Consider the following 25943-nt stretch of genomic DNA (forward strand, 5'->3'; position numbering starts at 1 on the left):
GTCCAAATGACTCATATAATAAATGTATTAGAGAATAAGGAATAAATAAAATATATATTTTTTATTCATTTCAATAAAAATTATTGATTTCTATTTCATTTACAAAAAAAAGACGATATAATAACACTGCTTTAAATCAGCGTCTTACATCGTCTTTTCATTACTTCACTGATATTGACTCTTGCCCAACGAATTTCGACTCATCACTATTGATCTCATCCAGATTGCGCTTATTCGTCTTTGGACCAAAACTAAGGGCCATGGCTGATCCGATCCATGTTGCGGCAATTAGAGAAAAGACACTCATATTTCCAAAGTTAATAATAAAATAGCTGATTACGATTGGCCCCAATACATTTGAAACTCGACCGATACCATAAGTAAAACCATAGCCTGTTGCTCTTATCTCAGTAGGATACAATTCTGAGGTATAAGCATATAGATTCGAAGAGTAAACTCTTTCCATCAAATTCACCAAAAATCCAAAGGATATTAAAAATAGAGGGTTAAAAGTCATTCCGTATAAAAGGACGCAAATTGCGATAATTATAGATGATACAGCCAAATTCCACTTCCGTTCGAAACGATCCGAAATAAAAGCGCCTACTAATGCTCCTAACGGCGCACCAACCGTGATTAATGAACTGTAAATTAATGATTTATTTAATTCGATGCCGTGTTGTACCAGTAAAGTCGGGACCCAAGAGGAAAATCCGTAAAACCCGATGGTTTGGAAAACCCAAACCAGCGTCAGAATCGACGTTCTACCCAGGTATTTCCCTTTAAATATCTCGATAAGAGAACCTGCTTTTAATTGTGTCTTCGGTCTAAGGACAACATCAGTTATAGGAGGCAGTTCGCCTTTTTCCAGGAGAACAGTTTCCTCAATTTTTTGCATGATGGCTTCTGCTTTTTTAAAATCACCTCGCGCAAAGTGCCATCTGGGTATTTCCACCAATTTACGAAGAAAGTATATCGAGAAAAGTCCCATCGCCCCCCACGCGAATACGTATCGCCATCCATCCGGGCCTAGTGTAACCAAATAACTTGAAACCCAAGCGGTTAAAGGAATTCCGAGCAATCCCACCGCAATGGTCATACCTTGGTATTTGCCACGGGAAGCAGAAGGAAAGAATTCACTGACGTAAGTATTCGCGTTTACTAGCGCAGCCGATGCCCCCATACCTGTTAAAAACCGCAAGACGCCTAGTGAAACCGGATCCCAAGCAAAAGCTGTTAGTAAAGAAAGAATTGAGAAAAAGACAGTGTTTGCAATAATGGCATTTCTTCTCCCAAATCTATCGGCTACCCATCCGCCGAATGCAGAACCGAGAAACATTCCCAAAAAAGAACAAGATGTAACAAGACCAATCGTGCTAACGGACATTCCCCAATGTTTTTTTAATGCAGGTGCAACATACGAAAACGTATTCAAGTCGGCAAACTCAAAGAAATAAACAATAGCCAGTGCGGTTATAACTTTTTTATGAATACTTGTAATCGGGAGACGATCTAATCGGCTTGAAATATTGTTTCCGCTTTCATTTCGTGTGATATTCAATTTGATTCCTCCAATTGTACTCATATCATTTGCTTAATAAGCATTCAGTATTCACCCCGGGCGTACAACTTAACTTTAACATCTGAATTGACATAAAAAAAATATTTATTTTTTATCGAATATAATAAATAATTCTGATCCCTAAAAACATTTTAACCTTTTTCATTCACGATAACCCTCTTTCCTTTCCTTTCATAATGAGAGGGATTGAGATCCATAAGTTCGGGAATATTAGTGAAGCGGGCCTCGTTACAAATAGCGAGTAATCAGTCTCGCTGTTTTATCAAGACCGCCGCCTGCCCCGTTCGGAGCAACAAAGGTGACAGGTTTTTCGGGATATTTAGAAACCGTATTTGCGCTGCAGATTGATTGACGACTTCTTTACCTGCACTGCAGGCCGTCAAACTAATGAATACAAGAGCAGATAAAAAAGGTACTTTCCAGTTTTTATTCGCACCATTTTCGATTCCCCCTGATTATTTTCAAATCATGGATTTCACGCTAAATGTAACCGCTTACAATATTAATGAAATTAATACTTGTAGCTAGCTCCCCCCTACAATCAAATGAATAATATGCGATACGATCGACCTAAATTTATTGCGCTCCTCCTTACCTTTAAGGTACCATACATACATATATAAAATTAAATACTTATATTTTATCAAAAATAATAATTAATTTTTATGTCAAACAACTTCATAATATATCCACCCTCCAATCAACAACCTATTCAATTATTATAAAATCAACAAATTATAACTGAGTCACAGAATCTAAATAATAGAACATAATATTAATTTTTTATTGTTTTCAATAAAATTATTTAATATTATAAAATAAAGAATTCAATGAAAACGAATGAGGTACGACATCAATGGAAGATAAAGATTGGACCATGTTGCTAACGTTATATGAACAGCAAAATATTACAAAGACAGCCGAAATTTTATATGTTTCTCAGCCGTCATTAAGTTACCGCATTCAGCAATTAGAAAAAGAGTTTGGTGTGAAAATTATGCATAGAGGACGACGCGGCATTGAATTCACACCAGAAGGTGAGTACTTGGCCAAATATGCTGAAAGCATGCTGCTGCAATTACAACAAGTAAAAGAATTTGTCCAAAGTATGGATAATAAGATATCGGGCACATTAAAAATTGGAACCGCCAGCAGCCTCGCACGGTACCGGCTTCCTTTTATTTTAAATAAATTTCATTCGGAATATCCGGATGTCGAGTTTAAAGTTACGTCTAACCAAAGCTCAGAACTAACAAATTCGGTCTATAAGCAAGATGTTCATATAGGCTTTATCCGGGGAGATTACCACTGGGCGGAAGAAAAACATTTGATCATGACTGAAAATATTTGGATTGTATCGAAGAGAGAAATTTCATTAAGTGAACTCCCTGATCTGCCAAGAATCATTTATAAAACTGACTGGTCCTTAGAGAATTTAATTGATAATTGGTGGAAGGAAACCTTTTCAAAACCATCGACAATCACGATGGAAGTTGATAATATGGAAACTTGCAAAGAGATGGTATTAAGCGGTTTCGGCTATGCAATCATACCCGCAATCGTACTTAAAGATAATGAAACTATAAACCGGATCCAGTTAAGAACAAAACACGGCGAACCTATTCTGCGTGAATCCTGGATGATTTACCGCAAAGCATCCTTAGAAATTTCACTTGTTAAGGCATTTGTGGAATTTGTAAAAAACATGAAATTAATGTGACCATTAAAACAAAACACCCCGTGGTCCGGTGTTTTGTTTTTTATCATATCAAAAGTCCCATGACGAAGGTTGCTAACATCGCATCGGTAGCCTTTTAAGAAATTGGGTATTTGCACGCACCTCAGGTAAAAACGATAAAAAATAAAATTCCCGGAAGCACCAATAAGTACAGATAAAAATTTTGCTTAATCTCTGATATGAAGGTCTTTTTAATCTTTTTTATTACTCTGCTGTCCGATTTGGTATTACTCAAAGCTGTATCCATCATTATCCTCCTTTTTCTGACTTCCTTGATGAGTTGACCGATTTCTATATGCTGCGATCGAGTCAGCCACAGTTAAGCTAATAGGACTACTATCGCAAACTTCCCGCGCATGGAATAGTTTAAGAAGCTTCAAAATCAACGAATTCAAAGCATTGTTGCACTTCAAAAAGCTTCAAATTCAATGATTTTAGTGAAACCCTCCATAGGAGAGGAAAATCCACCCCTGATCTACATACACACCCCCACTCCCTTCAACAGAAAAAGGGACTGTCCCAGGTTAATTACTTTGGGACAATCCCTTTTCAACTTAATTAACTTCCACAATCGTCAATCCTAAGACAGATTCAGCAATTGACCAGCCGACACTTTAATAGACTCTTCTTCAGCGCTGATCCAGACGTCCAAGGCGGAAGGATTGTGAACCACACTTCTATCAACCGAAAATTGCAGTCGTTCTAGTGCATTCTTATAAGCAATAACTTCAGCGTTCGTTGCGTACCATATTGTATCATTATCCTTGAGAAGCTCTCCTACCCGGTCGATGAGCTCCCAATTATCATCATTATCAAACTCGTAACTATGACCCCAAATGTAGAGCAGAGACATCCTGGTAAATCTGTCACCATGAGCAATGAAAGCTTGGGTCCGCTCTACCATTTGCTTATGATGGCATGTGGGGTGCCAACGAAGGGGGTCAGACGGCATATCGAATTTGCCATGACTGTTAACGGTTCTTGCATATTCGATTCCGAGCATCGGCAACATGGACACAACCTTATCATCATAGGTTCCAAAAGGATAACTCATGCCTCGGACGGGGTAACCAACCAGACCTTCGAGCACTCTTCGATCCTCCAATATTTCGTGTGCCACTTGGTCAGGTGGAGAAATTTCCAAAAAGGGATGATCAACCGTGTGTGCAGATACCTCATGACCCCGATACAACGCTTTAACTTCATCCGCTTCTATGTAGCCTTCTTCACCCAAAAAACCAGAATTCAGGTGAAATGATCCCTTGAAGTTGTATTGATTCATTTTGCTTACGAGTAAGCGATCCTGTGACCGTCCGTCATCAAAGCTGAATGTTAAAGCCTTGGACCGTCCTCCTGGAAATAGATTATATTGAATTCTCATTTGGAGCTCTCCTTTTACCTGTATACGTCTTTTGATTATTCAGCTTTGGCAGACTATGCAGTTTGTTATCCCTTTACAGCCCCGCTGCTCAGACCACCCACCACTTTTTCCTGCATCGTCAAGTAGATTACGATCATCGGCAAGATGGCAATGACAATAGCGGCAAAAATCGGGCCCATCTCGACGCTTCGTTCACCCACAAAAGAAAGCATAGAGAGCGAGATTGTGTACATTTCTTTTTTGGTTAAGAACAATACGGCGAAAATCAATTCGTTGTAAATGAATAAAAACGTCAAAATCGCGGTGGTGGAAATAATCGGCATGGATATCGGGATGACGAAAGTAAATAAATAGCGCACCGGGCCGCATCCGTCCACCATAGCGAAAAAGCTGACAACCATGATTAAAGCGAGCATTATCACACTGAATGCGAAAATTAATTACGTCAAAATGGACATGTTTTTCAAGCTGCGCCACTCCCGAACCGACATAACCATTCCTGCTTGAACGATGTCAGCACATTCTACGATTTCTAGGCGATTATGGGCTGCTTGCTGCCCTCAGATCTTCGTTCATATTGTCGAATTAGACGGATTCGTATGGTGAGTCAATCGATACGCAGTCGGAGATAAACCTGTGGTTGATTTGAATAATTTGGATAGATAGGAGATGTCGGGAATGCCAACTTTGGTGCCGATTTCCGCCAGCATGAGGTTCGTGGAGGTCAATAGCCACTTCGCTTCTTCTATCCTTTTTCTGTTCACGTATTGAATCGGAGATGTGCCGAAACGCCTTTTAAACACGCGGATAAAATAGTTGGGATGGAGATGGGCGCGTTCCGCCAGCTCGTCGATCGTTAAGTTTCGATCGTAGTTAAGGTGAATGTGCTCGATGACGGCTTGAAGCGGCTCGGATACTGCAGCGGGTTCGACGCCGGCCCTATCTGCCGCTGCATGTTCTACATAATACGCGATCAACTTAATCATGGCCGCTTTTACCAGCAAAGGAGCGGTTAAGGACGTACCGGCGTTGCAGGAAAGTAGCTCCCGGAACAACTGTTTCGGTTCGCCGTCCTTCCCCGGTTCGAGAAATACGGGGACTTTCAGCAAATTGAACAGATTGTTTTCCCCGACCTTTGCCGTAAAATGGCACCAATATTTCGTATAACGCGGGCCGTCCGTATAAGAGTAAGATTGCTTCACTCCTTGCGGCATCAGGAACCAATGCCCCGGTTTGGGAGCATATTCCGTATCGCCGATTTTCACCCATCCTTCGCCATCGCAAATCAAATAAAATTTGTTATAGTCCGGCATATAATCGAGATCCCGCCAGTCAGACCAAACCTGGTTATGCCCCATTGCGGTTACGTGAACTTGAAGGTTATCGAGATAAAGCCGGATCAGTTGTTGTTGTGCGTTGTCCATGGGTAATCACCGAATGTGGAAAGATAGATAGTTTTGTACAACAGGAAGTTAGGATTCTATATTCATGAGTATACCACAATACTGCTAGGATAAGGCTGTAGCAAAAAAATAGGAGGCCTGATCAGCATGGTTAAGGCGCATATCGCCAAGGGTCCTTTTGAACCCACATTTGAATCGCTCAGAAAATTCGAGTGCCCGGAATGGTTCCGGGATGCTAAGCTCGGCATATGGTCGCACTGGGGCGCACAATCAGTGCCAATGTATGGGGATTGGTATGCACGGAACATGTATTACGAAGGTTCCGAGCAAAACAGGTACCATACCCGCCATTACGGACATCCGTCGAAATTCGGCTACAAAGATATCGTTCAGCTGTGGAAAGCGGAGAAATTCGATCCGGAATCGTTGATGGACTTGTACGTGGCTGCCGGTGCCAAATATTTCGTTGCACAGGCGATGCACCACGACAACTTCTTCAACTACGATTCAAAAATCCACCGCTTTAATTCGGTCAATATGGGACCGAAAAAGGATATCGTTGCGCTGTGGAAAGCCGCCGCTTCCCGCCGGGGACTGCCTTTCGGGCTGACCGAGCATCTGGGAGCGACGTTCAGCTGGTTTCAATTCAATAAAGGACAGGATAAGGAAGGCTCTTATGCGGGCATCCCTTATGACGGCAACGATCCCGAGTACGAGGAATTGTATTTGCCGAACCGTGAGCATTATCATCCGGACAAACCGATCTGGGATCCGAAGGATCCCTGGTACACATCCAACCCTTGGTGGCATCAGCGCTGGTTCGACATCATCAAGGAAGTCATCGATCTGTACCAGCCGGATCTGCTGTACTCCGATGGCGGGCTGCCGTTCGCCAGCTCCTGGGATAAAACGGACGTTTCCTTGGAGGACCCGTCGTTCGCAGCCGGACTGAATGCGGTCGCGCATCTGTACAATACGAGCGCTGCAGTAAGCGGCGGTGTGAATCGCGCAGTTTATAACCAGAAAGACCGCAGGCAGGACATTTACCGCATCGGCATCCTCGACATTGAGCGCAGCCAGGAGCCGGGCATCAAACCTGAACCATGGCAGACCGATACGTGTGTCGGGGATTGGTTCTATAATGTGAAAACTGTCTATAAGAAACCAGGGCACGTAATCGAAATCCTGGTCGATATCATTGCCAAAAACGGCAATCTGCTCCTTAATATTCCGCAGAAGCCGGACGGTACGATTGATGACGAGTGCACGTATATCCTGCAGGAAATGGCCAAATGGATCCGATTTTGCGGGGAAGGCGTGTACGGCACTCGGCCGTTCCGCGTTTCGGGCGAAGGCCATTCCCGTGTCGTCATTGATCATTTCAAGGAAGACAAGGTAGAATGGAACTCCGGCGACTTCCGTTTCACCCAAAAGGGAAATACGCTATATGCTTTCCAAATGCGGTGGCCGGAAGATCAACGTGCCGTCATACGAACATTGACCCAGGCAGACAAAGTGGAATCCGTCCGGCTCCTTGGCGTTGGCGAAATACCGTTCGAACAGCCGTACGGAGCGCTCATCGTTTCGCTTCCGGAACGACAGCCGACGCCGTACGTCAACTGCCTGGCGATCGAACTTAAGCCGTAAGTATTCGATAATCGGGCAAGAAGCAGCCCGTTAATCGGGTAGCTGACTCCGGATAGGTGAGGCCACTCACTGCATATCACCTGTGATTTTTCTCCTTCAAACTTAGATGATAAAAGAGGGCAACACTCACTCCAAGAAAAATAAACCACTCCGAAGAGCGAAGAGCGGTTTATTTTTCTTGGCTTTCATTTACTTACCTTCCGAACCACAAGCTCATCGCGTTCATTCCGATGTCTCCTCTCGAATCGCTCTTCTCCGGCTTACGAAAGGAAACGGAAGCGGCTCAGTCCGATATCCCCGCTCAAGATCAGATAGACAGTGCGAACGTCCGACGCTTCGTCAGCCTTGCAGGCAGCCGTCTCCCACATTTGCTGCCCTCCCGTCTCAGGAACGGTGCACGTTCCGATAAGCGGACCATCCAATGCATCCAGTCTAAGCTCGATTCTGCCGCCGCCCTGTCCGGACGTACAGCGAGCTTCGAAGCCGCCGATCCCAACGCGGAAATCGGCATCGTCAAATCGCAGCCAGCCTGCCTCGCCCGACAACCGGATGCAGCTTCCGCCTTCCCGGCATTCGTCCAGGTAGACGCTTTCGTACTCGTCGTAATTCACTGCCGGAGTCTCCTTGGTCAAGTCGCGCGGAGGCACGGTATCTCCGTCTACCGCCAGCTTCTTCTGCACGCGGATATCTCCTGACGAGCCCCCGATCATGAGCGTATAAGTACCGGACTCGATGCAATAAGCGTCCCTGGTCACATCCCAGAACGCCAGCTCGGAAACCGGCACCGTAAAGCGGACGGTCCGTTTCTCTCCTGGAGCCAGCTGGATGCGCCGGAAGCCCTTCAGCTCTTTGAGCGGCCTCTGCACGCGGGACGAATCGGCGCGCACATACAGCTGGACGACCTCGTCTCCGGTTATAACGCCCGAATTTTCGACCCGCACACTGATTGAGATGTCCCTGCGCGAACCGGCATGATCCAGACTCACGCTCAGCTCATCGTAACGGAAGGCCGTATAGGACAACCCGTAACCGAACGGATACAACGGCTCTCCATCAAAATATTGATAGGTTCGCTTCCCTTTCCGAATATCATAATCCATGATATCGGGCAGTTGCTCCACAGAGCGGTACCAGGTCATATTAAGCCGTCCCGCCGGGTTATAATCGCCAAACAATACGTCCGCCAAGGCGTTCCCCAGCTCTTGGCCGGCATGCGAGGAATACAAAACGGCCGGAATGTGCTTATCGATCCAGTTCAGGGCAAACGGGTAGCTCCCAATGACGACGACAATCGTGTTGGGATTTGCCTTGTATACCTCCCGAATCAGCCTCTCCTGGGAAGCGGCTAGCATCAAGTCCGGGCGGTCGATCTCTTCCTTCCCGTTGATAAGCGGGTGATTTCCGACGATAATAATCGCCGCATCCGAAGCTTCAGCCGCCGCAACCGCCTCCTTCAGACCGTCCTCGACAACCTCTTTGCGCAAAGCCCCGCCTTCATCGCCGGGCAGCGAAACAGGGCTCCCGTTCCAGCTCGCGAGCGACATCGTCCCATCCTGCCCCTCGACCGGATGAAACACTTCTTTGACGAACCAGCCCCAAATGTCTTCAGCCGAAGCAGTCACGACCGTATCGTCGGTCGTCACATATTTGCCGTTCGAGAGCGCCTTCAGCGTAACGCTGCCAAAGCCCCAGTCCGTAAGCAAGAACGTCTCGGCAGAATCGGTTGCCGTCCGGTCCGCCTTCAATAAACCGTTCTCGTCCGGCGCACCCCCTACATATTTTCCCGTTACAGAGGAACGAAGGCGCACACGGTCGCATCCGTCGGCGAAGACAACGGAACCTTTGTTCATTTTGGCCCGAATGCCTTGCAACGGAGTGACCTTATAAGGATGGCTGCCGGAATACCAATCGCGGAACACCGCATCTCCGAGAGGCCCGATCACGGCGACTCGCTGCACGGCGTCCCGGTCAAGGGGAAGCAGCTGATGCTTGTTCTTGAGCAGTACGACGGATTCGCGGGCCGCTTCCAGAGATAGAGCCGCATGCTCCAGCTTGCAAACCGTGTCATCCGGCATCCCGGCATACGGATTGCACTCGTCCGGATCGAATTCGCCAAGGAGGAAGCGCACCCGGAACGTATTGGTCAAAGCCCGGTCCAGGTCGCCCTCCTCCAGCAGCCCCTCGGCGAGCGCCTCACGCATGGCGGAGCAGGTAATCTCGGCATCGTCCGTAATGCTGTCGATGCCGTTCTTGATCGACGCCACGACGGCTTCTTTATACGTCTCGAAATAATGGTGATCCTTCACGAGGCCGATCAAATCTCCCGCATCGCTAACGATAAAGCCATTCATCTCCCACTCGCCTTTGACGACCCCGAGCACATCGGGATGGAGAATGGCTGGGGTCCCGTTAATCGAGTTGTACGCGGTCATCATCGATAGCGCGCCCCCATCGCGAAAGGTCGGCTCAAACGCTTTCAAATAATATTCCCGCATATTGCGTGGGTCGATGCTGGCGGAGCAATGCCCCCGATCCTTCTCGTTATTATTGCCAAGAAAATGCTTCAAGGTCGCAATCGCTTTGCGGTAAACGGGATGCGGACCCTGTATGCCCTTGACGAGCGAGGAGGTGAGCTCACCCGTCAAGTGCGGGTCTTCCCCGTACGCCTCTTCTGTCCGGCCCCACCGCGGGTCCCGCTCCATATCGACCGTCGGCGCCCAAAGTGTCAGGCCGTTGCGCGCAGGATCCCGCTGATAAAATACTCTGGCCTCGTCGCCAATAGCGGAACCGATCCGCTCCATAAGCTCAGGGTTCCAGGTGCAGGCAAGGCCGATCGGCTGCGGGAAGGAAGTCGCCTCGCCGAGCCAAGCGATCCCGTGGGCGGCTTCGGTACCGTGCTTGTATGGTTTCACCCCCAGCCTCTCGACTGCGGGTTGATATTGGCACATGAGCCCAATTTTCTCTTCAAGGGTGAACCGGGACACCAGATCGGCAACGCGGTCTTGGATTGCCAGATCATGATTCTGAAATGGTAAAGCTACTCCCTGAGCATTTGTCATCGCTGTCAAACCTCCATTTTAAGGTATTTAGAAATCGCCTTGGCTCAATCTGCCATGGTTGCCGTGGTATTGAAATTGTCCAATTGCTCGGGTTTGCTTTCTTGTTAACCGGCAGACGCCTTCCAATCCCCGCTGCTCTTCGGGCAACGGGAGTATCTGCTTTAATTGCGGCCGATCGCAAGGAGACGTTCCCAGCCTTCCGCAAGATTGTTGCGGGCCCAATTCCCGTGGTCTTTGCTTTCATATTGCCGGAAGGTACATTCAATCCATAAGATCAGATCCAGATAAAAATCGTACATCACTCTGCGTCGTTGTTGATTTCGGGTTGTGACGGCCAGCCCATAGCCCCTTGAGAACCCAACGGATCGGTTGAAACGGCCGAAATAAACCTCCATCAGCGGGTCGCCCCAAAGCGCTCTTTCGAAATCGATCAGCCCTGTAATTTTCCCATACTCGACAAACACATTTCCATCCCATAAATCCCAATGCACGAGACGGGGCTGAACGACTTCGCGCAAGGCATCAAGATGCCGTTCGATTTCCGATTCGATAACCGCATCGTCAGCAGGCAGCTCGACTCCGCCATCTCTGCCATCAGCCAGTACGCCCTTGATCATCTGTTGAAACGCTTCCGCCCAGGAGTCCTTCCACGATTCTTGCTGCAGGAAATAGCCGAATTTCTCCCCTTGTACTTCATTGATCAAGCGGCTATAGACGCCTAGCTCAAATTCGATCCCGTCCTTCTCTTCCTGGGAAAGCTTCTCTTTGATTTTGTTGTAAGGAACCCCCGGAAGTCGCTCCATAATAAAGTACTCCGCATGAATCAAGGTGCATGTATCGTCGTATGCGAGCACCTTGGGTACAGGCAGCGTGCCGCTGTTGTCAAACAAGCGTAGCGCCTCGACTTCCGTGCGCATCAAGTTTGCCTCATACCGCATCATTTTTGTTCCTTTGAACGGCGCCGCTTTGAGGATAACGTCGCGGTCGTCGCTTGTGGCGATCGCGTATGCGCTGTTTGCCCACCCATCTGTAAATTCTTTCGTTTCGACGACCCGGCTTCCGAAGGCTTGGTGAATAATTCGTTCCATATCGCTGACAGTCAGCTTGGGTTTAATATTGCTTTCCATAATATTTATCCAATCCTTCCATGAATTGAAAATAATTGACCACCCAAACAAACCTATTCGATATGAATGACCGGCTCATAATCGAACCAATCAAAGAGCGCCGGCGTACTCTGTCCTGTTTCGCAAACGGCATACATCCCAATGATTACTCCCGTAAAGCCGCCCGCTACCTCCGTTGAGAGCAGATGCGTTTCTCCCGAGCCCAACTCAAGGACTTCGGATTGATTGGGCTGAATGGTGAAAACAAACCATTCCGGCTGAGCCTCAATCTTTAGCACGACCGGGCCTGCTGCGCAATCGTACGTGTGCTCCGTTCTCAATGATCCCACGGTCCGCCGAAATATGATCACCTTGCGTCCGTCCTTGAACCTCACGGCCAAATCATAATGATACCTTTCGTTCATAAATACGGTAAGTCCGGCTTCCTCACCTTCGCTTTTCGGTTCGAAATCTAGTAGGGCGGCTATGCTGCATGACAAATGGCACAAACGCCGGCCCACAAAGGCGGGGGCGCCGGCGTCGTCGAGCGACACCTTATTCCCGCGCAGCACCAAATTTCCCGGACTTTCGTGGAGCGACCAGCTTTCCGGAGTCGGATTCCGCAGAAACACCCAGTCAAAGCCTAGCGTTGTTTCGTCAAAATCATCTCTGTTTGCCTTATGCTGCCACCGAACTTCCTGCAGCTGCGGAGCCTCCATAACGGACTCGATACGCCCGCCGTTACCGATGATCGGCCAGCCGTCATCCGTCCATGACACGGGCGCCAAGAAGGTCTCTCTGCCCAGATGATGCCGCATCGGATAAGAAACAGGCCTGATTCCCAAGAAAACCGCCCACCAGCTGCCGTCTTGTGCCTGTACCAGATCCGCATGCCCGGTTGCGTGTATGCTGCTCTTCAAGCTTCTATGAGACAAAATCGGATTATGGGGACACGGTTCATACGGTCCATAAGGGGCGCTGCTTCTCGCTATCGTCGCCATATGACCATATTCAGTTCCGCCTTCGGCGATCAGCAAATAGTAAAATCCGTTGATCTTGTAAAGATGAGGAGCTTCCGGATACGCTCCGCCCGTTCCCTTCCAGATCAGACGGCTCTCCGTCAGCAGGCTTCCGGTCGATATGTCAATCTCGCATTGATAAATGCCATTACCTTCATTGCCCTCGCAAGTGGATTGAAAGTATACGCGACCGTCCTCGTCGAAGAGCAGAGAAGGATCGATGCCCTTCTGTTCGACAGGTATTGGATTGGACCAGGGACCTTCTGGCTGCTTGCTGCGGACATAGAAGTTACCCATCCCGCTCACATTCGTCGTCACCATATAAAACCAGCCGTCGTGATGGCGGATCGTGGGGGCGAAGATTCCTCCCGAGATCCAAGTGTTTCCCAACGGCAACTGCTTCTCTGTTGTTAGGCAATGTCCGATCTGGCGCCAATTGACAAGATCCTTGCTTTGAAATAGGGGGACTCCAGGAAAATATGCAAAAGAGCTTGTCACCAGATAATAGTCATCCCCTACCCGGCAGATGCTCGGATCGGGATAAAAGCCGGGAATGACCGGATTCGTATACGGCATTTGGATGCACTCCTACTCGTTTCAAAGTTTGATTCAATTGGTGTAATGCATATTCATAATCATTTATTCAGTACCAGGATAAGAATTCGGCGGCAATGGCTGAACCCGCTTTTCCATTAGGGTGCGGATCGCCCCCTTCGGACAAATATTCAGGCATTAGCAGGTTATCGCGAGGAGCGACTTGAGAGAGCACTTTCGCTATATCGAATACGCGATCAACACCGGAGATGGCATGGCTTCTTATCGCCTGATTCACATGCCTCCAGGCAAGCTCCTCAGAGCCGGTGAAATTGAACGTGGGTACGGTACAAAGGATCACCGACATACCGTTACGGCTGCCTTTAAGCTTGGCCACGATCGTTTGCAAATCCTCCAGCACTTGAGTGGCGCTTCGTCCGGCTGTCATATCGTTGACCCCCAATGCTACGACAACTTCATCGTTCTGCTTGGCTTTATGCAACCAAGCTCCGTCGCTTGCGGCATCGTAGGCTCGCGCCCAGCCCGAACCGATGTTCCATACGCTGTGTGTAGGGGCAAGCTTTTCCGCAATGCGGGCAACCCAGTATTCGTAAGTGTCCGGTCGCGTTCGCACGCCTTGGGTGATGGAATCGCCAAAGAACGCTAATCGCCTTGCTTCCTTTCGTTTGCAGCCTATGAAATCCGGCAGAAACAGACAGTTTGCGGATTTTCGGAAACCACCCGCCGACGTTTGGCCGGCGGCATTTCCGGGCGCATCATAGGCAGGTACCAATGGTGCTTCCGTATTGTAAGGAAAGCTGTCGCCAGCAGCGATTGTCGTGATCGTCCACGAAAATGCCAAATAATGCTCCTCCGGGATTGTGATCTCGGCGGCATCGCTCCAGAACGTTTCTCCAGGTAACGCCGTCCTGGCCATGGACGAATCGAACGTTACCGGGATTTGAGTGCCCTCTACAACGCTCCCGTCAGGCAGTCGACCGCCGTCAGCGATGTAAGCCGCCTCGATTTTCCACAAGCCTCCTGGCAGATTGGCTCTCGATTCGGAGCCGTCTGCCCATGTAGAATCCACCAGATTGCTGCACCAGAATTTCAGCACCATTTTCCCGCATTCGGCCATTTTGATGTAAGCTCTGTACGTATGCGTAAAAGCGGAATCGCTTTTCATGATATAATTTGTGGCCGTCGATAGAGCCGTCGCTGAAGCATATGAACTCCACATGTTTATGTACCCCCAATTGTTTTCATGGCATTTGACAGCCCAGCCGCCAAGCAACTGACCATATATTGTTGCTTCCCCGGAGCCCTCAAAGGCTCCGGTATTGAAAGCTTTTGAACATGACTTTCACTTCCCCGTATGTGTCCAATCCGGCCCCGGATCGATCGCTTCCAAGCCTAACGGGACAGGATCGCTCCATGGCCCTTCGGGAGCCGGAGCGTTAGCGCCACGTTTTCCACTTCACGGACACATAGATATAATTTTACAACAATCATGAAAAAAAATTACCCCAAGAATTAATACAGAAATCATACAAAAATTATGAATGGGCTCACATCGCTTTGCCTCGAAAAACGCCAAGGGCGAAGCTCCTATTCATTAGCTTTCAAAAAACCGACCGGTTTCGGCAAGCTCGACAATTTCTACAGCGTATGGCTCCATTTCCAGCTTTGGCCCGACCCGTCTCTCGCTGAGAAGACTTGGATAAGCTTGACCGAGCGTTACCGTTTGCCGCTTCCGAGAAAGATTCAATAGGAACAAATATCGCTTCTCTCTCTTCTTGCGAACCGAAATTTGTACGCCCTTCGGCAGACTGGTGAATACGCTCGCTCCCACTTTCGCAGCAGTCTCCCGAAAAAAGTCCAAATAAAAGCTCTCCTCGGCAACCATCCCTAAATAATACACCTTGCCACTTCCAAAATAATGAACCGCAGCGGCCGGTCTGCCGGCGAAGAAGTCGTCTTCGTACCAAGCGACCGGTTCCCCGCCGGAAAGCTCCAGAATATCGCACCATTGCATGCATGTGTAGGTCTTCCCATTCTTCGCCCGAATGGTGTGGACGTCTTTGCCGATCGGGTCGTACTCTGACACGTATACGCCAGCCGCTTCTGCCAGAGGCCCGGGCAGCGGCTCCATCCGGCAAACGTTGTTCATGTTTTTAACGCCGGTGCGATTCGTTACAATCAAGGTAGCCCCGTTCCGGACACAATCCTCCAAATGGTCTGCCACCCGTTCATCCAGCAAAAAAAGAGAGGGGGCGACGATTAGCCGATATCCGGTTAAATCGGCTGTCGTATTCACCACATCGATCGGAACGCCAAGCTTCGTCAATGCGCGCTGATACAGCTTCAGATTGTCGAAATAATCCATTCCCTCCGCTTGTGGCTGAATCTGAAGCGCATTGTATTGATCGTGCGAATGAAGAATAGTCAGCAGCGGGTTCCCGTTTTTGATGCTGGTCAGAACTTTGCCGTCATTTTCATGGGCATTACGGCGTCCTGGGCCGGCGCGCCTTTCCTGACGAAGATCAGATTCGGCGTTGGAGGAACGGCTTTTCAAGGCTGCCATGGTGATATTGTAAGTATCCTGATCTTTCCACTGATACGTTGTGCGGTCAAAACGAGTGCCGTTGTCCCACAGCATATGGGTAATGTTGTGACGCGCCAAATGAAGAATGGCATCTATGGCTTTCTTCGCACAATTAAACATACGACTTATAAAAATCAATAAAATAAAGGAGCATACATAGAATTGTGAAAACAATTCTATGTACACTCCCTAATCCCTTGGAAATTATAGTAACATTAAATCATGGAACTACACCTATTCCCGTAACATTCGTTCCGCTCTTTTGAATTGCGTAGTTCATGACTTGCCCATCGTAAAATTCGATCGTGAGCTTGATGGTTCCATCCGATACGGAGCTGTTAAAAAAGCCGCTTAAGATACTGAATGTGCCCTTATTATAGTCTGCCGTAAATTCGCCGCCAAACTGCATATAGGGAAACCAGGAATTAGGGCCAATTCTGTTGCCGGCTGCATCGTAGGTGGAAGCACGTCTTACTTTAGCGCCATTGAAGCTTACCGGAATCGTAATTCCTTCTGTTGTTGTGCCCGTAGCCGTTTGAAATACAGGCGTTGCATATTTGATTATATATTGATGCCAATCGGCACCCGCCGAGAATTGCAAATCCAAATCGGCAATGACGCCGTATGAATCTTCTTTGAAATTTTTATTTACAAATTCCTTGGAAAGAGTAAGGGTTGCCGTTGCAGCATCATAGGAATAATCATTTTTCTTCATTCCCGCAATGCCTACGAAGCTATTGCCATTCAGAGTAAGCGGAATCCGGATGCCGCTTGTAGCCTTCTGTTTGATATAGATTTCGTTTAGCCCTGTTGAATAGGAGGAACGCTGTCCCTGAATAGCTGCATTTATCGTAGAGCCGATTAGAGAATTCCAGCCATATGACGCAACTCTATCAAATGCAGGCGGCCATATCATCGGAGAAACTCCATATTGCGATGCCTTGTAGTTAAAATATTCCAAATATTTCAGCTTTTCACCCGGTTGATTAACTGCAGCGCCTTGATCTGGAGCTAACCAACCGTATTCGCCGATGACAACGCCGATCCCTTTGGCCATAAAAGAATTGTATATGTTATTGAAAAACAAATCTACGTGTGATCTTGGCGTATCAGGAGAACCTTTATAAAGTTGTTCGTCAAAGCCTGTTATGCCCAGGTTGCCGCTAAACACCCAGTCACTATAAAAATGCACTGTGGCAATAAGGTTCGGATCATTCAGACCGGCAATAAAGTTATACGTTGCATCAGCCTTATCAACATCAGAGCTTGTTTGATACGATGGTATTATAATCATTCTTGTTGCATTTTTTCCACCCGATTTACGAATAACATCAAATGCAGCTTTGTTGATCATATTCAATTTGTCTTGTTGCGTGATCGTTCCTGTATCGCTTGCAAATTGGGGCTCATTTATAGTCTCGAAGTTTACGGTACCCGGTTCATCCTTAAAATAATTCGCTAGTTGTGTCCATAAATCAACATATCTTTTATATTCCTCGGATGACGTATTTCCATCCCAGTTCTTAAGCCAAATCCAGGAATCGTGATGGAGGTTGATCATTACATAAAAACCTGCATCTACGGCCCAGTCAACAACTTGCTTATATCTCGCCAGCCATGCCGAATCGATGACGTAATGACCATCGGCTCCTAATGTATATCTTGTATAAGCGGTCATTGGAATACGCACACTTTTGAAGCCTTTCGCTTTAGCTGCCAGAATCAAATCTTGAGTTACCTTCGGCTGACCCCAGGAAGTCTCATCGGATAGCGAGAAGTCGTTCGAATTAAAGCTGTCAAACGTATTAAATATGTTCCAGCCTTGGCCCATTGCCTGAGCATAGGCCAGCGACGGAGATTGGGATTCTGCTGCCGATGCGGGCTGTAAATTGCCAAAACCAAACGTAAACACAATCGATAACGTTACCAGAAATGCTGTCAGTCGTCTTAAGTATCTTGTTCTTTTCATTCTTTAAACAATCCTCCTACCTATTTAGATTAGCTTTTTTATCATGCCGGAAGACTCATGATGCAACATCAACTCGTTTTCAGACTGCACATCACCTCCCGAAAAATTCATAATCGCTTTCGATTTTTGTTCCATTTCTCTTATAAGTAATTCGGTACCAACGTAATCCCTGGTTTTCGAGCCATGAATTAGCACACAATTAGAGACGACTAAAATAGTTGTCATCTTCAAAACCTGTCATCGATCGATCTCATAAATGGGAGCATCGCTTTCCAACAATAAACGCTTGGCATGATCAAATCGCATATCCATCCAAACAAAGACCTCGCTGCTACTTTCAGCGAGGTTTTGTTTGATTTTGTTGCCATCAGGATGGTCCTAATCCTTATCCTTCACCGGATCCCCATTAATAATGCCACGACCATTGGTTCCGAAATAAACCCGTCCATAAATTCGCGGGTCACCCGAAATGGTTGTCGGTCTTCCATACTGGTGTTGATCATCATTAATCCTTACCCAGCTTCTTCCGCCATTATCGGAGCGGAAGATTCCACGTTGTCCATCAATTTTCGCGATGGTATACAATGCCATGTAGTCCTGCCCCGGCGCTGCTTTTCCAAAGCCAATCTCATCTGCTTCTTCCACTTTTTTCAGCTTCGTAAAGCTGTTTCCAGAATCTGTAGAATGCCAGATGCCATATTTGCCCTCAACCGTATTTCCGCCTGCAATCCAAATATCCCCTTCATGACCAGGCATAGCTTTGATCGACATTGTAGGTTCGACACTCGGATCGTTATTTAGAGGTAGATCTGTCGTTGCTGTTTGTGTAAAGGTGGCTCCTTGATCAGTACTCACATAAAACTTGCCTGCCCAATATGCGTAAAATTTCTTCGGATTGATACGATCTGAAATGACCTGCGCTTGCTTAGGAACACCCTGACTTGCTGACCATGTACTTCCGTTATCTGCCGTATAATAGACACTGTCTGAAGATCCACCGCCCCATACAAACGCGATCCCATCAGCAGAGACAGCTACTTTTCCTCCGCTTGCATTGGGCGGTTCCGTGGCATCCGGGTTCCAGGTCGTACCACCATCTGTACTAATTCCTAGCGCTTTTCCACTCGGATTCGAACTCTTGTCGAAAGCTCCTACCCGAACAATCACGTTTGGTTTTAGTTCCGCGTAATCCAAGCTTGACGTTACAGAAGAATAAGGATTCGTAAACATCATGGATGGCGCTTTTGTTAAATCATCATGTCTGAATCCAGTTATATCGCCTATTGCGCTAACTAAATGAGCGCCAGACGGCGGACTGATCAGATCTATAACGTGGGTTTCTTCCACCCCTTTTGCCATCACGGAAATATTGACAGTTCCGCCAGTATCCCATGCAGTCAAATTATTTGTCCCATACAAAGTAGCCCCTGTTCCATACATCATACGATTGGAGTTGAAGGGGTCAATTTGCAAATCTCCAATCATCCATCCAATTTTTGGAGAAGCTGCCTGCAGATCGTAAGGCGCGCCAAACGTGAGCCAAGGCGCTGCCGAAATATCCATTGTGTATTTGAGGGTACGGTTCGGATACGCTCCCCATTGCCAAATGGGGCTCCAAGTGTTCCCTCCATCCGTACTCCGATAAATATTCGCGTCCGGCCACCAGGAATTCAGTGTTGCAACCATCAAAGTGTCTGGATGCGCAGGATCGACCGCAAGTCCGCCATATCCCCAGTTATCGTTGCTATCACTGCTCGCAACTGGGCTGATCTTGGTCCAAGTTCCTGTATTAGTATCGAGCTTCCAGACATCCCCCTTGCTTCCATCATAGGGACCTGCGCCATTGCTGTAGGAAATGTACAACATGCCCGTCGATGATAAGACCCCGTGGTGCGGAAGGAATCCAGTTGGTTGTCCCGGCACTGCCGCCCAAGTTTCCCCACCGTCCGTACTGCAGTAAAGATTGTTACTTGTGTTGTCATTTACACCAGCGTAAATCGTCTGCGTGGGGTGGCCTGCAGTTCCTGTGCGCGGATCAAAAGCGATCCAGGAAAAACCGATCGGATCACCGCCATAAACCTGACCAGGAAAAGGAATATATGTTCCCGCATTAGGGAAATTGTTGACTTTTGACCAAGTCACACCGGAATCTGTACTCTTCCATAATCCATTGCCGCTGCGAGCGCCAAAAAATAAAATATGATTGTCATTGGGATCTACAACCAACCGAGGTCCCTGTGAACGCCCAGGCATATTGCCGCCGACTTTAAAAGGCAGTACCGTCGATTCCCATGTTTCCCCTTGATCATCGGAACGCAAGATATACCCATTATGAGGATCCCAGCTATTGGTGTACATTCCTACGGCAGCATAGACCTTATTGGGATCGACAGGATCGGTTGTCAGTTCATCGACCCCCATTTTATTCCAATCTTCCCATCCCACTGAATCCAACAGAGGAATCCAGCTGCTTGTTTCCGGATTCCAGCGATAGGCCCCCCCTATGTCTGTTCGCATATAAATCAAATCTTTTTGTTTCTGATTGAAGATGACGCCTGGAATGTATCCGCCGCCAGCACCAGTAACTACACTTTGAAACTGGTAACGATCTTTGGATTTTGCAAGTGTGGTTTCTTTCGGGGAAGCAGCGGCCGAGCTGACGGGTGAAAACAACGCCAACAGCAGGGCAACGATCATTGCGACCGACAGATATGATCTTTTTGTGCGCATTGAAATTCTCCTTTGATTTCATATATGGGATTGATTCTGTACATGTGTTGCTTGCCGTGCATTTACTGAGGCTCGCCTGAATATCCTCCTCTGCTTTGAAAAATAGGCACTGCTGCCTTTCGAGCAAAGCAATTCTCAGTGATACTTGTGAATTCGCTTCGGTATTGCTTTTCATGCACCTCCTCATTGGACACTTTATGTAAGCGGTGACATTTTTATTTTAACTGTATGGCGTTCACGATAATACTTCAAAAAATCATCTAAAAATCATGTGGAAATTCAATATTTTGAATAAAAGTATACGTGACCATCGTGATGGAGGATATTTAACCGGGTTCTTTTCTTATGCTATCCTTTCTGAATTGACCAGGGGATCTTTGATACATCCGCTGAAACAGCCGGTAAAAAGACCGCCATTCCATCCCTACCCGATCGGCAACCTGCTCGACCGTCAACATTTTGTTGCCAAGCAGCTCCGCCGCCTGCTCTAGCTGTATTTTCAGGATATACTGATGCACAGAGTAACCCAGCTCTTTCCGGAAAATCCGGTTTAAATGCTGCGGTGAATATCCGAAAATACGGGATAATTCGGTAAGCGTGAGCCTATTTGCGTAATGGTCATGTATATATTCCATAATTTTCTGTATCGTCATCAAAGGAAAAGAGGCCTGTTGCTGAAGGCAGTCCGACTGCATCCTGATCTCGAGCAACAACGAGTAGATGATTTCTGAGGTTTTCCAGTCTGATCCCTGCGCTTGATCTCCATGCCGCCACAACAGCTCGGTCAGCTCCATGATTCGCTGTAAAGAAAATAATGAAATTGGCTTATGGGCCCTGAGGCTAAATTGCGCCAAAACAAAAGGATTGCAATGGAAACCGATAGACACGGTCTCCCACTCTTCGTCAACCGGTGCAAATTCGTGCGGGATACGCTGTTTAATGATAACTGCTTGCTGCGGACTGAGGATGAAATCAGGTTCTCCGGCAATCCGAAACACGCCATTGCCTTTTTTCCCGATGATGACATGGCAAACATTTGTACCGTTAGGTTGATAAACCGGAGGTTGTTTGTGATGACCAATGGAATATAGACCAAGCGGCAGATAATCGTTTGAACGGCTTTGTGCCGGAAACATTTTATTAGGTAACAAGAGCCTCCCCCTCTTTATATGGAATATTCATAGACTCCGTTCTTCAAACCTAGTCAGAAATGCGGTACTTTTGAAGCACCAACGCAAACTCCTATTGAATTAGCCCCCTTGGATTTTTTTGGCAACGCTTTCATATTGGCGAACAAGTGACGCCATGAAAGAAAAGCTTCATTCACGCCTTTTTTACCGCCGGAAGAGTAATGGCAGTTTTTGTTGTTAGCGGTTACATTCCGGTTCCTCCTTCTCTCTTGATCTTATTTTAACGTACCCGGCCCGACGCCAAAACCCGAGAAATTCGACATTAAATCATGTTAAAATAAGCGTTTTCAATGGATTCAAAAAAAGAAGGAGGCCCATGGCCCTCCTCCCGGAACATCTATGGCTTTCGAACGAAAACATCTTGCTGCGAAAATAATCCTCACCCGGCTATAATCGACATGCTGAACATGGCAGCACGGTTTCACCCCGAAGTGGTTTTGGTCGGCTTCATCTTATAGCGGGACGGCGATTCGCCTATATACTTTTTGAATTTCAAATGGAAATAATCGGCGTTGGCATACCCGACACGCGCTGCTACCTGATGCACCTTGAGCCCGCCGGCCAGTAAATGCTTGGCGTTCCGGATTCGGACTTTGTCCAAATAGTTGTGAAAGGTGTCGCCCGTGAAGCTTTTGAACATCTTCCCCAAATACCCGCTATTGTAATTGAATAGCTCGGCGAGTGTCTCAAGCTTTAAGTTCTCGGCGTAATGACGCTCCGCGAAGTCGAGTATTTGCTTAACGGCAGACTCGCTGCTGAACGTGCTTATGCGCTCCGTCAGTCCGAGCAACCTGTCTTCAAGCATCTGACGCAACGACCGAAGATCAGGCTGCTCATAGATTTCCGCGATTACCGAAAGGGCATCCTGTACGGCGGTGAAAGCGGTATCACTTGTCTTCGACAACTTGGTCAGCGCGAGCGATATCCATTGCGAGACGGCGGTTTTCATCGCTTGCTCCGCGCCGTCATACGCGGCGATCGACTGCCCCCCTTCATCCAGAATGCGCCGAACGGCGTCCTTGCTGCCGATATCGAGCGCATAAAATAGCTTATTCGCCAAAGCGTTTATATCAGGTCCGGTCGGCTCGCCGTCTTTTGCGCCGTTCGCGGCAAAGTTGAGCGGCGGGCGCTTAAGGATGACCGTCCGTTCTCCGCGGAACAGGAACTCTTCCTTCAGCAGCCGGACAGCCTGCGAATAGGATAGACCGATATCGGCGAGCTGATGCACTGGTTCTCCCGCTGCTGCGGAGAAGCCGCCGTTCAGTCCCAAAAGCGATTCTTCCAAATCAAGATACATTGAATTAGCCTGCAGCTCAATCGGCACCCTCTCATTCAGCAAGACGCCGACAAAGGGTTCTACGGCGAATACGATGCCTGTACCCGACGACTCAAAACGCTCTGCCAGCTTTCTCCTGACTTCCGCCCGACCGTTTGCATGGCTGCCAAGCTGCGGATGCAGCTTCAGGAGCATTACCCGATACGAACGCCAATCGAGCTCCGGCTCCTTCGGCGGTTCCATCGCCGTACGTTGACCCTCCTCATCATACATTAGCAGCGATATGATCTGATCCGCGAGCTGCTGCGCCGATGTCTGTTCCGTTTTTTGCAGCGATCCGGAAGCCTCTCTCAACACTCCGCAGATCCTGTCAAGCTCTGCTTCGAATTCATCCGTATCTACTGGCTTGAGCAAATAGGCGTTCACTCCCCATGAAATCGCTCGCTTGGCGTACGAGAAATCGGCGTGGCCGCTTAAAATGATAAATTGGCATTCCTTATCGTTCTTGCGAATTTCTTCGATAACCTGCAGCCCGTCCATCCCGGGCATGCGGACATCCATGATCATAAGGTCGGGCTTCAGCTCCTGGTGCCGAAGCAGCGCCTCCCGGCCGTTACCCGCTTCCCCGATCACCTCGAAGCCGTGCCGCCGCCAGTCCACAATCGCCTTCAAGCCTTGGCGTATAGCTTTTTCATCGTCTACGAGAACAACTTTATACATGCGAATCTCCTCCAATCGGTATCATGAAACGAATTTCCGTCCCTTCATTTTCCCGGCTGACGATGCGGAGTCCGGATTGCTCTCCATAGGTAAGGATAAGCCGCTGATGCACGTTGCGCAGGCCAATGCGATGGTTCTTCCCGTCTTCGGGGTCATCCAGCGAGCTGATCAGCGCATTCAGCCTAGTTTCCGGAATTCCTGCTCCATCGTCGGCAACAGTCACATACAGGGCGTCATCCTGAAGCTCCGTCCGAATCCGTACGAAGCCCGCCTCTTCTTTATTCTCAATCCCATGGATCACGGCGTTCTCCACCAAGGGCTGCACGATGAGTGGAAGAATCTGGATTTCAGTTGATGCCGGGTCGAGCTCAATCTCGTAGGAAAGCCGGTCCTCATAGCGGAACTGTTGTATGGCCAAATAACATCGGACCATGTCCAGCTCTTCGCCGAGTGTAATCGTACCGCCTCTGATCTCGAGGCTCTTGCGCATCAGTTTCCCAAGCACCCTGACGATGTCGGCGATATCCGCACTCCCCCGCAAATGAATCTTCATCCGTAGCGACTCAAGGGCGTTGAACAAGAAATGGGGATTGATCTGGCTGGCCATCATTTTCAGTTTGATTTCTTTCTGCTTGAGCTCCAGCTGCGCTTTTTGCCGGTTCGATTCGGTCACTTCCTCCATCAACTCGCGGATATTGCCGACCATATTATTGAATTGCCGTGACAACTGGCCGATTTCGTCGTCACCATCAATCACGGAGCTGGCATGCAAATCGCCTAAAGCCACTTTATTGATTTGCTTGCTCAAGCGAAGGATGCGTTTTGACAACAGGGAGGAAAAAATATAGATGAACACCAAGGCAATTAAAAGGCTCATGATGATAATGGAGAGTGCGAACATGCTGATCCGGTTCGCCCCCTTAACGATGCTTTGCACCGAGAACACGGATATGATTTTCAAGCCATTACTGCTCACGTCCGGAATGAGGGACTCTATAATGAGCTTCGACGTTTCCCCGTTGTAATCGATTTGGTACGTGCCGCTCGGTTTATCCAGCATTTCCTGGGTGATGTGAAAATCGCGAATACGCTTGCCCACGAGACCCGTGTTTTTGGCCGCATCGATATATCCATCCCCGTCGATGACCATCGTATCGAACTGCTCCTGCCTCAGAACTCCGTTCAGCTCCGTTCGGCTGATATCGATGACGAGCACGCCGGTCGTTCGGTAATTCGGAAAATAGACGCGGCGCACCAGGCTCAGGTAAGCATTATCGCCCTTCGTTTCGTCTCCGATGTAATACCAGCCGATTTTAGCCGAGTTCTTTATCGTCGCCTTGTACCATTCCGAATTCGCAATCGACGGCTCTGGCTGTAAATAGTCCCAATTATTCAGCAGCGTCGGATTATCCACGTACAACCGGATATTGGCGATTTCTTTATACAGCCGCACGTATTGCTCGAACTCCCGATATTCTCTATAGGCCTCTACAACAGAATAGTTCGATTCATAACGCTTATTGACGAGAGCCTCCAATCGCGGGTCCGTCGACAACTTGTTAGAAATCTCGATCGACATCTTCAATATTTCGCCGATTCGCGTCTTCACCTTCTCCACGTCGTTCGACGTTTGCTGGACCGCATCGTTAAGTGCCGTCTGGCGGAGCGATTGGGTCAGCAAAGCGCCCACGATCCCGACCGGAATAAAGACAACAAGGATAAATGAAATGATCAACTTCTTTTTCATGCGGATGTTGTTCGTTTTATCTATCCATTTCATGAGTACCTCGCCACCTTGACAGCGTTTTCATTAATGAAAAACAATTAGTTTCATGCTTCTGCTATGGGGCAATATGATTATAAAATAACTTTCGAATGCATCCTACCCAGCGGACTCATCGTAATTTCATGTCAAAATTAGATATTTATATCCTAGCACAAAAAGATCGGCGTTGCATTATGACCCGCCTGCTTGCAGTATAAA

16 protein-coding genes are annotated in these 25943 nt (G+C 47.9%); 2 read left to right on the top strand and 14 right to left on the bottom strand.

From position 1 onward, the window contains the following. Nucleotides 1-160: 160 nt before the first annotated feature. A complete protein-coding gene (locus ACFQZT_RS06030) occupies nt 161-1561 on the bottom strand; it encodes an MFS transporter (RefSeq protein ID WP_379297543.1) in 1401 nt (466 codons plus the stop codon). A gap of 877 nt (nt 1562-2438) precedes the next feature. Between ACFQZT_RS06030 and ACFQZT_RS06035 the strand changes: the two genes are divergently transcribed. Continuing rightward, the gene (locus ACFQZT_RS06035; protein ID WP_379297545.1) at nt 2439-3302 is read left to right on the top strand and encodes a LysR family transcriptional regulator; all 864 of its coding nucleotides are present in this window, start codon (nt 2439-2441) and stop codon (nt 3300-3302) included. A 598-nt stretch (nt 3303-3900) separates the two neighbouring features. Here ACFQZT_RS06035 and ACFQZT_RS06040 read toward each other — a convergent pair. From ACFQZT_RS06040 to ACFQZT_RS06050, 3 genes are all read right to left on the bottom strand, one after another. Continuing rightward, the gene (locus ACFQZT_RS06040; RefSeq protein WP_379297547.1) at nt 3901-4701 is read right to left on the bottom strand and encodes a polysaccharide deacetylase family protein; all 801 of its coding nucleotides are present in this window, start codon (nt 4699-4701) and stop codon (nt 3901-3903) included. Between the two features lie 65 nt (nt 4702-4766). After that, on the bottom strand, nt 4767-5060 hold the full coding sequence (locus tag ACFQZT_RS06045; RefSeq protein ID WP_379297549.1) for an ABC transporter permease family protein: 294 nt from the start codon (nt 5058-5060) through the stop codon (nt 4767-4769). 213 nt (nt 5061-5273) lie between these two features. Beyond that, the gene (locus ACFQZT_RS06050; RefSeq protein ID WP_379297551.1) at nt 5274-6125 is read right to left on the bottom strand and encodes an AraC family transcriptional regulator; all 852 of its coding nucleotides are present in this window, start codon (nt 6123-6125) and stop codon (nt 5274-5276) included. A gap of 126 nt (nt 6126-6251) precedes the next feature. Here ACFQZT_RS06050 and ACFQZT_RS06055 point away from each other — a divergent pair, with 126 nt between their 5' ends. Then, nucleotides 6252-7751: an alpha-L-fucosidase gene (locus tag ACFQZT_RS06055; RefSeq protein WP_379297553.1), complete on the top strand. Its 1500-nt coding sequence runs from the start codon at nt 6252-6254 to the stop codon at nt 7749-7751. Nucleotides 7752-8011: 260 nt separating this feature from the next. On the opposite strand, the gene ACFQZT_RS06060 is transcribed toward ACFQZT_RS06055, so the two are convergent. The 10 genes from ACFQZT_RS06060 to ACFQZT_RS06105 form a co-directional block, all read right to left on the bottom strand. After that, complete coding sequence (locus tag ACFQZT_RS06060) at nt 8012-10810, bottom strand: glycoside hydrolase family 3 protein (RefSeq protein WP_379297555.1); 2799 nt, start codon at nt 10808-10810, stop codon at nt 8012-8014. Between the two features lie 161 nt (nt 10811-10971). Next, the gene (locus ACFQZT_RS06065) at nt 10972-11937 is read right to left on the bottom strand and encodes a phosphotransferase (protein WP_379297557.1); all 966 of its coding nucleotides are present in this window, start codon (nt 11935-11937) and stop codon (nt 10972-10974) included. A gap of 53 nt (nt 11938-11990) precedes the next feature. Continuing rightward, a complete protein-coding gene (locus ACFQZT_RS06070) occupies nt 11991-13511 on the bottom strand; it encodes a glycoside hydrolase family 43 protein (RefSeq protein WP_379297559.1) in 1521 nt (506 codons plus the stop codon). 67 nt (nt 13512-13578) lie between these two features. Beyond that, nucleotides 13579-14709 carry an SGNH/GDSL hydrolase family protein gene (locus tag ACFQZT_RS06075; RefSeq protein ID WP_379297561.1) on the bottom strand — a complete coding sequence of 377 codons (1131 nt, stop codon included), beginning with the start codon at nt 14707-14709 and terminating at the stop codon, nt 13579-13581. A gap of 375 nt (nt 14710-15084) precedes the next feature. After that, nucleotides 15085-16248, bottom strand: coding sequence for a beta-galactosidase trimerization domain-containing protein (locus ACFQZT_RS06080; RefSeq protein WP_379297563.1), 1164 nt, complete (start codon nt 16246-16248; stop codon nt 15085-15087). Nucleotides 16249-16294: 46 nt separating this feature from the next. Beyond that, a complete protein-coding gene (locus ACFQZT_RS06085; protein WP_379297565.1) occupies nt 16295-18043 on the bottom strand; it encodes a cellulase family glycosylhydrolase in 1749 nt (582 codons plus the stop codon). A 378-nt stretch (nt 18044-18421) separates the two neighbouring features. Further along, entirely contained in the window at nt 18422-20773 is a 2352-nt protein-coding gene (locus ACFQZT_RS06090; protein WP_460871656.1) for a WD40/YVTN/BNR-like repeat-containing protein, read from the bottom strand. A gap of 326 nt (nt 20774-21099) precedes the next feature. Beyond that, nucleotides 21100-21924: an AraC family transcriptional regulator gene (locus ACFQZT_RS06095; protein WP_379297567.1), complete on the bottom strand. Its 825-nt coding sequence runs from the start codon at nt 21922-21924 to the stop codon at nt 21100-21102. Between the two features lie 460 nt (nt 21925-22384). Then, a complete protein-coding gene (locus ACFQZT_RS06100; protein WP_379297569.1) occupies nt 22385-23959 on the bottom strand; it encodes a response regulator transcription factor in 1575 nt (524 codons plus the stop codon). Then, complete coding sequence (locus ACFQZT_RS06105; protein WP_379297571.1) at nt 23952-25739, bottom strand: sensor histidine kinase; 1788 nt, start codon at nt 25737-25739, stop codon at nt 23952-23954. The genes ACFQZT_RS06100 and ACFQZT_RS06105 overlap by 8 nt, the downstream gene beginning before the upstream one ends. Nucleotides 25740-25943: the final 204 nt, after the last annotated feature.

This window comes from Paenibacillus sp. GCM10027628 (assembly GCF_042676385.1).
Classification (GTDB): Bacteria; Bacillota; Bacilli; order Paenibacillales; family NBRC-103111; genus Paenibacillus_E.

Coding starts and splice junctions, on each gene's coding strand:
- ACFQZT_RS06085 (WP_379297565.1), bottom strand. CDS start 18,043: ATGAAAAGAACAAGATACTTAAGACGACTGACAGCATTTCTGGTAACG.
- ACFQZT_RS06035 (WP_379297545.1), top strand. CDS start 2,439: ATGGAAGATAAAGATTGGACCATGTTGCTAACGTTATATGAACAGCAA.
- ACFQZT_RS06100 (WP_379297569.1), bottom strand. CDS start 23,959: ATGTATAAAGTTGTTCTCGTAGACGATGAAAAAGCTATACGCCAAGGC.
- ACFQZT_RS06050 (WP_379297551.1), bottom strand. CDS start 6,125: ATGGACAACGCACAACAACAACTGATCCGGCTTTATCTCGATAACCTT.
- ACFQZT_RS06090 (WP_460871656.1), bottom strand. CDS start 20,773: ATGCGCACAAAAAGATCATATCTGTCGGTCGCAATGATCGTTGCCCTG.
- ACFQZT_RS06055 (WP_379297553.1), top strand. CDS start 6,252: ATGGTTAAGGCGCATATCGCCAAGGGTCCTTTTGAACCCACATTTGAA.
- ACFQZT_RS06065 (WP_379297557.1), bottom strand. CDS start 11,937: ATGGAAAGCAATATTAAACCCAAGCTGACTGTCAGCGATATGGAACGA.
- ACFQZT_RS06105 (WP_379297571.1), bottom strand. CDS start 25,739: ATGAAATGGATAGATAAAACGAACAACATCCGCATGAAAAAGAAGTTG.
- ACFQZT_RS06070 (WP_379297559.1), bottom strand. CDS start 13,511: ATGCCGTATACGAATCCGGTCATTCCCGGCTTTTATCCCGATCCGAGC.
- ACFQZT_RS06040 (WP_379297547.1), bottom strand. CDS start 4,701: ATGAGAATTCAATATAATCTATTTCCAGGAGGACGGTCCAAGGCTTTA.
- ACFQZT_RS06060 (WP_379297555.1), bottom strand. CDS start 10,810: ATGACAAATGCTCAGGGAGTAGCTTTACCATTTCAGAATCATGATCTG.
- ACFQZT_RS06075 (WP_379297561.1), bottom strand. CDS start 14,709: ATGTGGAGTTCATATGCTTCAGCGACGGCTCTATCGACGGCCACAAAT.